This is a genomic window from Rhizobium sp. Rhizsp82 (genome assembly GCF_047325115.1).
GTDB lineage: Bacteria > Pseudomonadota > Alphaproteobacteria > Rhizobiales > Rhizobiaceae > Rhizobium.
Window position 1 is genome coordinate 1,248,649 of sequence record NZ_CP168571.1, and the last position, 12,256, is coordinate 1,260,904.

General features: G+C 63.9%; 14 protein-coding genes. 13 read left to right on the plus strand and 1 reads right to left on the minus strand.

Going from position 1 to position 12,256, the window contains the following annotated elements:
* Positions 1-67 precede the first annotated feature (67 nt).
* Positions 68-646 (plus strand): sigma-70 family RNA polymerase sigma factor, encoded by a 579-nt coding sequence (locus tag ACEN84_RS29970; protein ID WP_413711600.1) that lies wholly within the window; start codon positions 68-70, stop codon positions 644-646.
* Complete coding sequence (locus tag ACEN84_RS29975) at positions 643-1,293, plus strand: NrsF family protein (RefSeq protein WP_413711601.1); 651 nt, start codon at positions 643-645, stop codon at positions 1,291-1,293. Before ACEN84_RS29970 ends, ACEN84_RS29975 begins: the two co-directional genes overlap by 4 nt.
* A gap of 2 nt (positions 1,294-1,295) precedes the next feature.
* On the opposite strand, the gene pcaQ is transcribed toward ACEN84_RS29975, so the two are convergent.
* Positions 1,296-2,222: a pca operon transcription factor PcaQ gene (pcaQ, locus tag ACEN84_RS29980; protein ID WP_130283567.1), complete on the minus strand. Its 927-nt coding sequence runs from the start codon at positions 2,220-2,222 to the stop codon at positions 1,296-1,298.
* Between the two features lie 93 nt (positions 2,223-2,315).
* On the opposite strand from pcaQ, the gene pcaD reads away from it, so the two are divergent.
* The 11 genes from pcaD (at position 2,316) to ACEN84_RS30035 (ending at position 12,235) form a co-directional block, all read left to right on the plus strand.
* The gene (pcaD, locus tag ACEN84_RS29985; protein WP_413711602.1) at positions 2,316-3,125 is read left to right on the plus strand and encodes a 3-oxoadipate enol-lactonase; all 810 of its coding nucleotides are present in this window, start codon (positions 2,316-2,318) and stop codon (positions 3,123-3,125) included.
* A complete protein-coding gene (gene pcaC, locus ACEN84_RS29990; RefSeq protein WP_112712285.1) occupies positions 3,122-3,526 on the plus strand; it encodes a 4-carboxymuconolactone decarboxylase in 405 nt (134 codons plus the stop codon). Before pcaD ends, pcaC begins: the two co-directional genes overlap by 4 nt.
* 9 nt (positions 3,527-3,535) lie before the next feature.
* Positions 3,536-4,285 (plus strand): protocatechuate 3,4-dioxygenase subunit beta, encoded by a 750-nt coding sequence (gene pcaH, locus ACEN84_RS29995; RefSeq protein ID WP_413711603.1) that lies wholly within the window; start codon positions 3,536-3,538, stop codon positions 4,283-4,285.
* A complete protein-coding gene (gene pcaG / locus ACEN84_RS30000; protein WP_413711604.1) occupies positions 4,285-4,899 on the plus strand; it encodes a protocatechuate 3,4-dioxygenase subunit alpha in 615 nt (204 codons plus the stop codon). Before pcaH ends, pcaG begins: the two co-directional genes overlap by 1 nt.
* 186 nt (positions 4,900-5,085) lie before the next feature.
* A complete protein-coding gene (locus ACEN84_RS30005; RefSeq protein WP_413711605.1) occupies positions 5,086-6,255 on the plus strand; it encodes an acyltransferase family protein in 1,170 nt (389 codons plus the stop codon).
* Positions 6,256-6,350: 95 nt separating this feature from the next.
* Positions 6,351-7,400: a 3-carboxy-cis,cis-muconate cycloisomerase gene (locus ACEN84_RS30010; protein ID WP_413711606.1), complete on the plus strand. Its 1,050-nt coding sequence runs from the start codon at positions 6,351-6,353 to the stop codon at positions 7,398-7,400.
* 127 nt (positions 7,401-7,527) lie between these two features.
* Positions 7,528-8,700: an ABC transporter substrate-binding protein gene (locus tag ACEN84_RS30015; protein WP_112712295.1), complete on the plus strand. Its 1,173-nt coding sequence runs from the start codon at positions 7,528-7,530 to the stop codon at positions 8,698-8,700.
* Positions 8,701-8,895: 195 nt separating this feature from the next.
* On the plus strand, positions 8,896-9,759 hold the full coding sequence (locus tag ACEN84_RS30020; protein ID WP_112712651.1) for a branched-chain amino acid ABC transporter permease: 864 nt from the start codon (positions 8,896-8,898) through the stop codon (positions 9,757-9,759).
* Position 9,760: 1 nt separating this feature from the next.
* Complete coding sequence (locus tag ACEN84_RS30025; RefSeq protein ID WP_413711607.1) at positions 9,761-10,777, plus strand: branched-chain amino acid ABC transporter permease; 1,017 nt, start codon at positions 9,761-9,763, stop codon at positions 10,775-10,777.
* Complete coding sequence (locus tag ACEN84_RS30030) at positions 10,774-11,538, plus strand: ABC transporter ATP-binding protein (protein ID WP_112712297.1); 765 nt, start codon at positions 10,774-10,776, stop codon at positions 11,536-11,538. Before ACEN84_RS30025 ends, ACEN84_RS30030 begins: the two co-directional genes overlap by 4 nt.
* On the plus strand, positions 11,519-12,235 hold the full coding sequence (locus ACEN84_RS30035; RefSeq protein ID WP_413711608.1) for an ABC transporter ATP-binding protein: 717 nt from the start codon (positions 11,519-11,521) through the stop codon (positions 12,233-12,235). The genes ACEN84_RS30030 and ACEN84_RS30035 overlap by 20 nt, the downstream gene beginning before the upstream one ends.
* The last annotated feature ends 21 nt before the right edge of the window (positions 12,236-12,256 follow it).

Sequence of the window (12,256 nt, forward strand, 5' to 3'; positions counted from 1 at the left end):
TTTGTGACGGCCTCAATTTTTTCATCAGCCCGTGTAACGAAACGCTGGCAACAGCGAAAAGACGATCATGACCCCTCGCGAAGACACCTGGGCGGACGCCATGCGCGCCGCCCGCGGCGGCAATACCGGAGCCTACGAAGCGCTGCTCGAAGATATCGGGCGGACGCTGCGCGTGCTCGTCGGGCGCAAGCTGTCGCGGCTCGGCATGGGCACCGACCAGACGGAGGATATCGTCCAGGAAGCGTTGCTCGGCCTGCACATGATGCGCGACCGCTGGGACGACAGCCGGCCGTTCCTGCCCTGGCTGCACGCGATCGTCCGCTACAAGATCGGCGATGCGGTGCGCAAGCGCAGCCGCGAAGCCCGCCACCGCTGCGATGTGACGCTGGACGAGCTCTCCGATGTCATCGCCGCGCCCGATCATGGCGACCGCCATATGCCAGACATGGACAGAGCGCTTGCCAGCCTCTCCTCCGGGCAGCGCGACGTCGTCTCGTCCCTGGCGATCGAGGGGCAGTCCGTTCGCGAGACGGCGGAACGGTTGAAGACCAGCGAGGGTGCGGTCCGCGTCACCCTGCATCGCGCCCTGCAGCGCCTGACGGCCTTTGCCGATCCGGCGTCCGGCTATGCAAGAAAAGGCAAATGATGAAATCCGCCCAAGACACATCCGCGCTCATCCGCAGCCTGGCGCGCGAGGCGACCGAGAAGGAGCCGCCGCAGGGCCTGCGGTTCCATCGCCTGCTGCTGCTTGCCGCCGGCTTCTCGCTGATGCTGTCGATCGCGCTGGCACTCGGCGTCTTCGGCATCCGTCCCAATCTGCCTGCCGTGCTCGCCGGCACGCCGTTCCTGTTCAAATTCGCAACGATGCTGCTGCTTGCCGCAGGCGGCCTGGCGCTGGTTCGCCGCGCCGGCGAGCCGGGCACTGGCAGCTCCGCCTGGATGATGCTCATTCCCGGCTTCCTGGTGCTCGCGATGGGCCTTGCACTCGACAGTTCCGGTTTCCCGCTTCTCGGCCGTCATGGCGGCGCCGTCCCGAGCTGCGTCGGCGCGATCGTTCTCCTCTCCTTGCCGGCGCTCGCGGCCGGCCTGAGCGTTCTGAAGCGCGGCGTGCCGGTGCAGCCGCTGCGCGCCGGGCTTGCGGCAGGCTTCCTTGCCGGGACGATCGGCGGGGCCGCCTATGCCTTCGTCTGCAAGAATGACGGCGCGCTGTTCGTCGCCATCTGGTATGGGTTGGCGATCGTCATCGTCGCGACGCTCGGCGCCCTGATCGGCCGCAAGGCGCTTGCCTGGTAGGATCAGGCCTTGGCCGACACCTCGTCGGCCGCTTCGCGGATCGTCTGCATCAGGATCGACAGCGGTAGCGACGGTATCGCGTCGGTCCGCATCGTCAGCCCGACTGGTCCCTTGGTCTCGCTGGTATCGATCGGCAGCACAGCGAGAACGCCATCCTCGACATCCTTGGCAACGACGCCGGTCGAGATGATCCAGACCGCATCGCTTGAGCGCACGAAGGCGCGGCCGAAGCTGTCGGACACCGTCTCGATCTGGTTCGGCAGGCTGGGCACGCCATTGGCGATCAGGAAGCTCTCGACGAAGGGGCGGATGATCGAGGCGCGCGTCGGCATCAGGATCGTGTAATCGCCGAGCGCATTGAAATGCGACTGCCTCGTCTTCAGCAGCGGATGACCGGCGCGAACGGCAAACACCACCTGCTCCGAGTAGAGATGCTCGAAGGAGAACCCGGCCATCTTTTCAGCGCCGGCGAGACGCCCGACCACGAGGTCGAGATCCCCGACCCTCAACTGCTCAAGTAGAACAGCATTTTCGCCCGTGACGATCTTCAGGCGGCTCCAGGTATTCTCCTTGAGAAACAGCTCCATCGCTCGCGGCATGATCCGCGTCGACACCGTCGGCAGCGCGCCGACACGGATCGGCGGCGCGTCGCCGACGCGCTCCTGCGTCACCGAATCCAGCCCTTGGCGCAGCGCCGTCAGCGCCGCTCCGGCGTGCTTCAGAAAGACCTCGCCATAGCGGGTGATCTTGATGCCACGGCCGTCGCGCTCGAAGACTTCGACGCCCAGAACCTCCTCCAGTTCGCGGATCGTCTTGGTCACGGCGGGCTGGCTGACATGCAGCAGTTCGGCCGCCTTCATCACGCTTTTCTGGCGCGCGACCTCGACAAAGGTCTGCAGATGGCGGAACTTTATGCGGCTGTCGATCATCGATCACATAACTCCGGAGTTATCGGAAAGCCACGAAATATCATTTTACCTAACCAGATTAAACATTCAATTTCCTGTCCGGAGGAGTTTCCAGTGCAGTTTGCCCGCGTCAACGACATCGCCATTCACTATCAGGTTATCGGCGGCCCGGCCGACAAGCCGGTGCTTGTCTTCGCCAATTCGCTCGGCACCGATTTCCGCATCTGGCGCGATGTCATCGTCCGGCTGGCGGGCGATTTCGCCATCCTGCTCTACGACAAGCGCGGCCACGGCCTCTCCGATGTCGGCCAGACGCCCTATTCGATAGAGGATCATGCCTCCGACCTGATCGGTCTCCTGGAAACGCTGGAGATCAAGAAGGCGATCATTTGCGGCCTCTCGGTCGGCGGCTTGATCGCCCAGTCGCTCTATCAGCAGCGCCCCGATCTCGTCAGCGCGCTGATCCTCTGCGACACCGCCCACAAGATCGGCAAGGCCGAGAGCTGGAACAGCCGCATTTCGGCCATCGAGAAGGATGGCATCGGCAGCATGTGTGACGCCATCATGGAGCGCTGGTTCACACCGGCTTTCCGCCGTCCTGAAAACACTGCCTATAACGGCTATTGCAACATGCTGGTGCGCCAGCCGGTCGCCGGTTACGTCGCGACCTGCGAGGCGGTCCGTGACGCCGATTTCACCGAAGTGGCAAAGACCATCGCCGTACCGGCGATCTGCATCGTCGGCGATCAGGACGGCTCGACGCCGCCCGATCTCGTCAAGTCGCTGGCGCAGCTGATCCCCAACGCCCGCTACGAGATCATCCGCGATGCCGGGCACATTCCCTGCATCGAGCAGCCAGAAGCGCTGACAGCGGTCATTCGCGCATTCATCGATTTCGCATTGCATGGAGAAAAGAGCCCATGAGTGACAGTTCGCGCCCGTCCGAGCGCCACAAGCAGGGTATGGCGACGCGCCGCGCCGTTCTCGGCGACAGCCATGTCGACCGCGCCGAGGCCGGATCGACGGATTTCGACAAGCCGTTCCAGGACCTGATCACCGAAGCCGCCTGGGGACATGTCTGGTCACGGCCGGGGCTGACGAAGCGCGAGCGCTCGATCGTGACGATCGCGCTGCTGGCCGCACTCGGCCAGGACGATGAAGTCGCCATGCATGTGCGCGCCACCGTCAATACCGGCGCCAGCCGCGACGACGTCTGCGAGGCGCTTCTGCACGTGGCGATCTATGCCGGCGTGCCGGCCGCCAATCATGCGATCAAGATCGCCAAGCAGGTCTTCGAACAGATGGACGCCGGGAAGGCGGCATAAGAGGAAGCCATGTCCGACATACCGAACCGCAAGCCCGAAACCGGCGCCTTTTTCGCCCGCGACCACGCCTGGCATCCGCCGGCATTCGCGCCGGGATACAAGACCTCGATCCTGCGCTCGCCGCAGCGCGCGCTGCTGTCGCTCGACGGCACGATTTCCGAGATCACCGGCCCGGTCTTCGGCCACGGCATGATCGGCGAACTCGATAACGACCTGATCCATAACTACGCGAAATCAGGCGAGAGCGCGATCGGCGAGCGCATCATTGTCCACGGACAGGTACTCGACGAGCGCGGCCGTCCGCAGGCCGGCGTCCTCGTCGAATTCTGGCAGGCCAATGCCGGCGGGCGCTACCGCCACAAGAAGGAAAGCTATCTGGCGGCGATCGACCCGAATTTCGGCGGCTGCGGCCGCGCGATCACCGACGAGGAAGGCCGCTACTACTTCCGCACCGTCCGGCCCGGCGCCTATCCCTGGCCGAACGGCGTCAACGACTGGCGCCCGGCCCATATCCACTTCTCGGTCTTCGGCCAGGGCTTTTCCCAGCGGCTGATCACCCAGATGTATTTCGAAGGCGATCCGATGATCTGGAAGTGTCCGATCGTCGGCACTATCCCCGACAAGGCAGCGATCGAGCAGCTGATCGCGCCGATGGACTGGGGCAACACCATTCCGATGGACAGCCGCGCGTACAAGTTCGACATCGTGCTGCGCGGCCGCCGCTCGACGATGTTCGAAAACAAGCTGGAGGGCAACTGATGGCCCAGGATCTGCGCTATCTCAAGGAAACCCCGTCGCAGACGGCAGGGCCCTATGTCCATATCGGCCTGACGCCAAATTTCTGCGACATCTCGGGCGTCTATGAAGGCGATCTCGGCACCGCGATGATCAACGACAAGACGACAGGCGAGCGCATCACGGTGACCGGCCGCATCTTCGACGGTGCCGGAGCTCTGGTGCGCGACGCCGTCATCGAAATCTGGCAGGCCGATGGTGCTGGACTTTATAACAGCCCCTCCGAAATGCGCGGCACCGCCGACCCGAATTTCACCGGCTGGGGCCGCTGCCCGACGCGCGCCGAAGACGGCGTCTACAGCTTCGAGACCATCAAGCCAGGCAAGGTGCCCTTCAAGGACGGGCGGAAACAAGCGCCGCACATCACCTTCTGGATCGTAGCGCGCGGCATCAATCTCGGCCTGCACACGCGCATGTATTTCCCCGAAGAATCAGAGGCCAACAATGCCGATCCGCTGCTGATGCGCATCGAGCATCGCGACCGCGTGGCGACACTTATTGCCGCACGCGACGGCTCAACCTATACGTTCGATATCCGGCTGCAGGGAGAAAACGAGACAGTCTTCCTGGATATTTGACAGGCATTACTGCTGGCGGATTTTGGACCGATACCGGAAATCCGCCAGCAAACGTTTTTCGTTAAGCACGCGCAGCTCTAAACACAACCTCTAATATATTTCGTATGCTGCACCTGCGTAAAGCGGGTTGGCATTCATGTTGCGCCGCGATATGAAAAGGACGGGCTGAACGTTGATGGTGGAAACATGCAGAAGACTTTCGGACACGTCCTGGCGGCGCATAAGGGCCTCGGTCCAGGCTTCGACTTTTTGAGAATCGCTCTCGCCTTTACGATCGTTTTTTCACACAGCTTCCTTCTGACCGGAAACGACGAGTTCTTCCGCTCCAGCCCGCTCTGGTTTGCGGAATATGCGCTCGTTCCGATGTTCTTTGCGCTGAGCGGCTTCCTGATCGCGGGCAGTGCCCAGCGGCTCAGCCTCAAGAACTTCCTGCTCAATCGCGGCCTGCGCATCGTGCCGGCCCTTGCCGTCGATATCGTCGTCTGCGCGCTGATCATCGGTCCGCTGGTGACGCCGGTGGCCCTGAGCTACTATTTCGGCAGCGCCGATTTCTTCAAATATTTCCTGAACATCGTCGGCTGGATCCACTACAGCCTACCGGGTGTCTTCGAGAACAACCCGACGCACCGCGTCAACGGCGCGCTCTGGACAGTGCCCTGGGAAATCTTCTGCTACATCATCATGTCCGGCCTGATGATCACCTCGATCGTCAAATCCTGGCAGAAGACCGCAGCGCTGACGGTCGCCTTCGTCGTCATGGGCATTGTCGTGCAACTCTACGGGCATCACCTGCCCTACCGCGTCAATCTCGTGCTCAGCACCTTCTTCGTCAGCCGCGGCGCCCAGCTGGTCTTCGCCTTCCTGCTCGGCATCCTGGCCTATCAGCTACGTGAAGTGATCCCGCACAGCCGCGTCCTTCTCGCCATCAGTGCGGTGATCGCCATCGCCGCGATATTCGTCCTCAGCAGCCCGTCGATAGAGACCGTACCCAACCGGATCATCGTCATCCCGGCGCTCGTCTACATCACCGTCTTCATCGGCCTGACGCCGGTGCCGCTGCCTTCGGTGTTTCATAAGGGCGACTATTCATACGGCGTCTATCTCTACCACGACCCCTTCCTGCAGATCCTGATCGGTCTGGCCCCCGGTATCTTCCTGGCGCCGAAAGTCGGCGCGCTGGCGCTCTATGCGATCGGCATCTGCGCCGCGATGACGGTTGCGGTGATTTCCTGGCACATGATCGAGAAACCCATTCTCGGCATGCGCAAGAAGTTCTCCTTCGTCGCCAAGGCGCGTGGCGTCGACGAGAACGCCAATACGACAATCCTGCCGGTCGAGAAGCCAGCCAAGGCATAGGCATCGTGCCTTCCCGCACTTGACGTCTCGACAGGCACAAGGCTTTCTGCCGCTTCAAGGCGGCAGGAAGCCGGCAAGCCAAAAAGAGACGAACAGTGAGCGCAATTGCCTTCGACCACCCCTTCCTCTCCGGCCTCCTCGGCGATGAGGAGACCGCAGCCTATTTCAGCGGCGAAGCGGATATCCGCGCCATGCTGCAATTCGAGGCTGCGCTCGCGCGGGCGCAGGCCGCGCATGACATCATTCCGCTCAGCGCCGCCGAAACCATCTCAGCCGCCTGCGCAGGTTTCGCGCCCGATATCGGCAGCCTGCGCACGGCCACGGCGCGCGACGGTGTCGTCATCCCGGAACTCGTGCGCCAGCTGCGCGCAGCCGCGGGAGAGGCTGGCACGCAGGTTCATATCGGCGCCACCAGCCAAGACGTGATCGACACCGGCTTGATGCTTCGCCTGAAGCCGGTCGCCTTCGTTTTCGCGGCCCATCTGACCGCAATCGAGGTCCGTCTCGCGGAACTGCACCAGACCTTCGGCAGCCGGCCGCTGATGGGCCGCACGCGCATGCAGGCGGCAATCCCGATCACCGTCGCCGACCGGCTGCGCGCCTGGCGCAACCCCTTCGATGGCTACCGCGAAAAGCTGACCGAGCTGCGCTTTCCGCTGCAGTTCGGCGGTGCGGCCGGCACTCTCGAGAAATTCGGTGGCAAGGCGGCTGCGGTGCGCAGCTCGCTGGCGCAGGAGCTCGGCCTTGCCGACCTGCCGCAGTGGCAGAGCCAGCGGGGCGTTATCGCCGAATTTGCCAATCTTCTCGCATTGATCTCCGGCAGTCTCGGCAAATTCGGCCAGGACATCGCGCTGATGGCGCAGGCGGGCGACGAGATCGCGCTCAGCGGCGGCGGCGGCTCGTCCGCCATGGCGCACAAGCAGAACCCGGTCGCGGCCGAAACGCTGGTGGCGCTGGCACGCTTCAACGCTACGCAGATTTCGGCGATCCACCAGTCGATGATCCACGAGCAGGAACGCTCGGGTGCCGCCTGGACGCTTGAATGGCTGGTGCTGCCACAGATGGCGATCGCCACGGGAGCCGCACTACGCCTTGCGCGCGAGCTAGCGAACAACATAAATCGGCTTGGCGCCGTCAATCCATAACCATTCCAACATGAATTCTGGCATTTATTTCATTTTACATTACCGTTTCGCATGACACACTAGCGTGAAAAGTTCTAGCTGCGAGCTAATACGGCGCTGGAGTACGCCGACAAAGGGAGAGAGAAGAATGAAGAAGCTGCTTTTGGCCGCCGCTGCGGCCATCGTCATGGGTACAAGCGCCTATGCCGACACGATCAAGGTCGGCGTCGTCGGACCGTTTTCCGGTCCGTTCGCCCTGCAGGGGAAGAATTTCAAGGCGGGTATCGACGCCTATATGGCGACCAACGGCGCCAAGGTCGGCGACCACACGGTCGAGGTCATCTATCGCGATCTCCCGGCAGCCGATCCGGCTCAGTCCAAGGCCCTCGCGCAGGAGCTCGTCGTCAAGGAGAAGGTCCAGTATCTGGCCGGCTTCTACTTCACGCCGGATGCGATGGCCGTCACCCCGATCCTGAAGCAGGCGAATACGCCGCTGGTGATCATGAACGCCGCGACCTCGGCGATCGTCACCAAGAGCCCGCTCGTGGTTCGCACCTCCTTCACGACCTGGCAGACATCGACGCCGATGGCGCAGGTCGCCTTCGACAAGGGCGTCAAGAAGGTTATCTCCGTCGTCAGCGACTACGGCCCGGGTGTCGATGCCGAGAACGCCTTCAAGGCAGGCTTCGAAAAGGCCGGCGGCGAAGTTGTGGAAGCGATCCGCATGCCGCTCGCCACCAACGATTTCAGCCCGATCATGCAGCGCATCAAGGATTCGGGCGCCCAGGGCGTCTTCGCCTTTCTGCCGTCGGGCCCGACGACGCTCGGCTTCGTCAAGGCCTATAACGAAAACGGCCTGAAGGGCGCCAACATCCAGCTCTTCGCCCCCGGCGACCTGACGCAGGAATCCGACCTTCCGGCGCTCGGCGATGCCGCATTGGGCATGCTGACCACCTTCCACTACGCCGTCTCGCACGACTCGCCCGAGAACAAGGCCTTCGTAGCCGCCGCCGACAAGGCAATCGGCAACCCGGCCGAACTGACCTTCCCGGCCGTCGGCGCCTATGACGGCATGCATGTCATCTACAAGATGATCGAGGCAACCGGCGGCAAGCAGGACGCGGCAAAGGCTGTCGAAGCCGTCAAGGGCCTCGCCTGGACGAGCCCGCGCGGCCCCGTCTCCATCGACCCGGAAAGCCGCCACATCACGCAGAACATCTACCTGCGCGAAGTCGCCAAGGATGCCGACGGCAAGTTCATCAACAAGGAAATCCAGACCTTTGAGAAGCAGGGCGATCCGGGCCTTGCTGCTGTGAAGTAAGGAACGCGGCTAGCAGGCCATTGCGCCAGTAGCCCCCTCACCCTACCCTCTCCCCGCTGGGGAGAGGGGGACCGGGCGGCCAGCTCGGAAATCCCTTCTCCCCTGGGGGAGAAGGTGCCGGCAGGCGGATGAGGGGGCCACGAGCACCCCGCCGATTTGATCGCCGCCAGCCAACAAAAGGACCACACCAAGCCCATGCAAACTGTCTTCAGCATAGCCGTCGATGCGCTCGCCTATGGCATGGTGCTGTTCGTCATCTCGATCGGCCTTTCGGTGACCATGGGCCTGATGCGGGTGGTCAACCTCGCGCACGGCGCCTTCGCCATGATCGGCGGCTATATCGCCTCCTACGCAGTGCGCGATCTCGGCCTCGGTTACGGCATCGGCGTCATCGCCGCCGTGGTCGGCACGATCATCATCGCCATCCCCATGGAGCGCTTCCTCTACCGCCGCATCTATGGCGCGCCGGAGCTGACGCAGGTGCTGATGACCATCGGCATCACCTTCTGCATCATCGGCATCGCCAATTATGTGATGGGTCCGACGCTGAAGACCATTCCGCTGGCCGAGGGATTGCAGGGTTCCGCCAATCTCGGCTTTCGCACAATCCCCGTTCACCGTCTCTTCGCGATTGCCTGCGGCCTCGCGGTTGCCGTGGCGCTCTGGTTCACGATCGAGCGGACGAGCTTCGGCGTGAAGCTGCGTGCCTCTGTCGATAATGCCGCGATGGCCGCCGCACTCGGCGTGCGCACCGAGATCATCTATGCGCTCAGCTTCGCGGTCGCCGTCGGCCTCGCCGCCTTCGGCGGCGTCGTCGGCGCCGAGCTGCTGCCGGTCGAGCCCTATTATGCGCTGCGCTACATGGTGACCTTCCTGGTCGTCGTCTCCGTCGGCGGCGCAGGTTCCATTCCCGGTGCGCTGATTGCCTGTCTGGTGCTTGGCGGCATCGATACGACGGGCCGCTACCTGATGCCCGAGTTCGGCGAATTCTTCTTCTACCTCGCGGTTATCGCCATCATCTGCATCTTCCCGCGCGGCTTTGCCGGAAGGGCGAAATAGGATGACGCTCGCCATGAACACCGACACGACAACGACAGCTGCCGCCTCCGCGCGCCGTCACCGTTCCGCCGGGCGCGACCTCGCAGGCATCGGCGCGATCATCATCCTCGCGGCGATCGGCTACGTGCTCTTCCCCGATAATCTGGCGCTGCTGACCCGCATCATCGCCATCGCGCTCCTCGTGCTCTCGCTCGATCTCGTCACCGGCTATGGCGGCATCGCGACGCTCGGCCATGCGGCGCTGTTCGGCTCCGGCGCCTATGCGGCCGGCATCGTCTCGGCGCATTACGGCATCACCGATCCGCTGCTGATGACGCTTGCCGGCATCGTCGGCGGCGCGGTGGCCGGGCTTATCTGCGGCGCGATCATCCTGCGCGCCCACGGGCTGCCGCAGCTGGTGCTGTCGATCGCGCTGATCAACCTGTTCCACGAATTCGCCAACAAGGCATCGTCCTGGACCGGCGGCAGCGACGGCCTCTCCGGCATCTCGGCCGACCCGATCTTCGGCTATTTCGAATTCGACCTCTACGGCCACACCGCCTATTTCTTCGGCGTCATTCTGCTGCTCGCCGTCTTCGTGCTGCTGCGCCTGCTGGTGCGCTCGCCCTTCGGCATGCTCTGCCGCGGCATCAAGGAAGATCCGCTGCGCATCAAGGCGATGGGCGCATCGCCCAAGGCGGCGCTGATGAAGCTCTACGTGATCTCGGGTGCCGTCGCCGGCATCGGCGGCGCGCTGACGGCGATCTCGACGCAGGTCGTCGGCCTCGACAGCCTCTCCTTCACGCTCTCGGCCGAGAGCCTCGTGATGCTGGTTCTCGGCGGCACCGGCTCGCTGTTCGGCGCGCTCTCTGGCACCGTCATCTTCATGCTGTTCGAAGACTATGTCTCGGCCGCCAATCCGTTCCACTGGCTGACGATGGTCGGCGCGCTGTTGATCGCCGTCGTGCTCTTCGCACCGAAGGGTCTCTATGGCACGGCCGCAGCCTTCTTCGCGCGCCGCAAGGAGGCAGGCGAATGAGCGCCGTATTCGAAGTCGTCAATCTCAAGAAGTCCTTCGGCGGCCTCGCCGTTACCAGCAATGTGTCGATCTCGATGGCGCCGGGCGACCGCGTCGCGCTGATCGGCCCGAACGGCGCGGGCAAGACCACCTTCGTCAATCTCGTCACCGGCAATCTGGCACCCGATTCCGGCGAAGTCCGCCTCGGCGGCGAGACGGTGACGAAGGTCGATGCCGCGGGCCGCGTGAAGCGCGGGCTGGTCCGCTCCTTCCAGGTCACACGCCTGTTCCAGGACATGACGCCGGCGGAGCATGTCGCACTCGCCGTCCTGCAGCGCAACGGCCGCTCGGGGCGCATGTTCGGCAATTTCCTGTCGATGCCCGACGTCATGACTGAAGCCACCGGCCTCCTCGATACGCTCGGCCTCAGTGCTCTCATGCACCGCAAGGTCAGCGAGATCGCCTATGGCCAGCAGCGCCTCCTCGAGATCGCCGTCGCCATGGCGCTGAAGCCGAAGGTGCTGCTGCTCGACGAGCCCGCCGCCGGCGTGCCGCAGAGCGATACCGGCCGCATCGAGCAGGCGCTGGCCGATCTGCCCGCCGATCTCGCCGTGCTGATGATCGAGCATGACATGGACCTCGTCTTCCGCTTCGCCAAGCGCGTCATCGTGCTCGCCGCCGGCGCCATCATCTTCGACGGCTCGCCCGCCGACGTCACCAAGGATGCCCGCGTCCGCGAGGCCTATCTCGGGAGCTATGCCAATGCCAGCCACGCCGCTTGAGGTGGAAAACCTGTCGGCCGGTTACGGGCCGACGCGCGTTCTCGAAGGCGTCTCCTTCTCGGTTCCGGCCGGCGCCCGCCTCGCCGTGCTCGGCCGCAACGGCATGGGCAAGACGACGCTGCTCGCGACGCTCGCCGGACAGACGAAGCGCTATGACGGCCAGATCCGGCTCGGCTCCGCCGACGTCACGGCGATGCCGAGTGCCGCCCGCGCCCATCAGGGCCTCGGCTACGTACCGCAGGCCCGCTGCATCTTCCCGACGCTGACGGTGGAGGAAAACCTCTTCGTCGGCCTGAAAGGCCGCCCGAAGACGGCGATCGAGGAAGCCTACCAGATGTTTCCGCGTCTGAAGGAACGCCGCCGCAATCTCGGCAACCAGCTCTCCGGCGGCGAACAGCAGATGCTCTCGACCGCCCGCAGCATCCTGGGCCGCCCCTCCGTGCTCCTGCTCGACGAGCCGCTGGAAGGCCTCGCGCCCGTCATCTGCGAAGAACTGATGGCGGCCTTCGCCGAACTCGCCAAGACCGGCGACATGACGATCCTGCTCGTCGAACAGCGCATCCAGAGCGCCCTCGACTTCGCCGACCAGGTGATCATCCTCGAACGCGGCCGTCTCGCCTGGAGCGGCACACCAGAAGCGCTCTCGGCCGATCACGACGCCGTCGAACGGCTGCTCGGTGTCGGCGGCTTGCATTGAACCTCCTTCTCCTCTTTGATC

Coding starts and splice junctions, on each gene's coding strand:
- ACEN84_RS30025 (WP_413711607.1), top strand. CDS start 9,761: ATGACGCTCGCCATGAACACCGACACGACAACGACAGCTGCCGCCTCC.
- ACEN84_RS30015 (WP_112712295.1), top strand. CDS start 7,528: ATGAAGAAGCTGCTTTTGGCCGCCGCTGCGGCCATCGTCATGGGTACA.
- ACEN84_RS30035 (WP_413711608.1), top strand. CDS start 11,519: ATGCCAGCCACGCCGCTTGAGGTGGAAAACCTGTCGGCCGGTTACGGG.
- ACEN84_RS29970 (WP_413711600.1), top strand. CDS start 68: ATGACCCCTCGCGAAGACACCTGGGCGGACGCCATGCGCGCCGCCCGC.
- ACEN84_RS30005 (WP_413711605.1), top strand. CDS start 5,086: ATGCAGAAGACTTTCGGACACGTCCTGGCGGCGCATAAGGGCCTCGGT.
- pcaH (WP_413711603.1), top strand. CDS start 3,536: ATGTCCGACATACCGAACCGCAAGCCCGAAACCGGCGCCTTTTTCGCC.
- ACEN84_RS30020 (WP_112712651.1), top strand. CDS start 8,896: ATGCAAACTGTCTTCAGCATAGCCGTCGATGCGCTCGCCTATGGCATG.
- ACEN84_RS29975 (WP_413711601.1), top strand. CDS start 643: ATGATGAAATCCGCCCAAGACACATCCGCGCTCATCCGCAGCCTGGCG.
- pcaC (WP_112712285.1), top strand. CDS start 3,122: ATGAGTGACAGTTCGCGCCCGTCCGAGCGCCACAAGCAGGGTATGGCG.
- ACEN84_RS30030 (WP_112712297.1), top strand. CDS start 10,774: ATGAGCGCCGTATTCGAAGTCGTCAATCTCAAGAAGTCCTTCGGCGGC.
- pcaQ (WP_130283567.1), bottom strand. CDS start 2,222: ATGATCGACAGCCGCATAAAGTTCCGCCATCTGCAGACCTTTGTCGAG.
- pcaG (WP_413711604.1), top strand. CDS start 4,285: ATGGCCCAGGATCTGCGCTATCTCAAGGAAACCCCGTCGCAGACGGCA.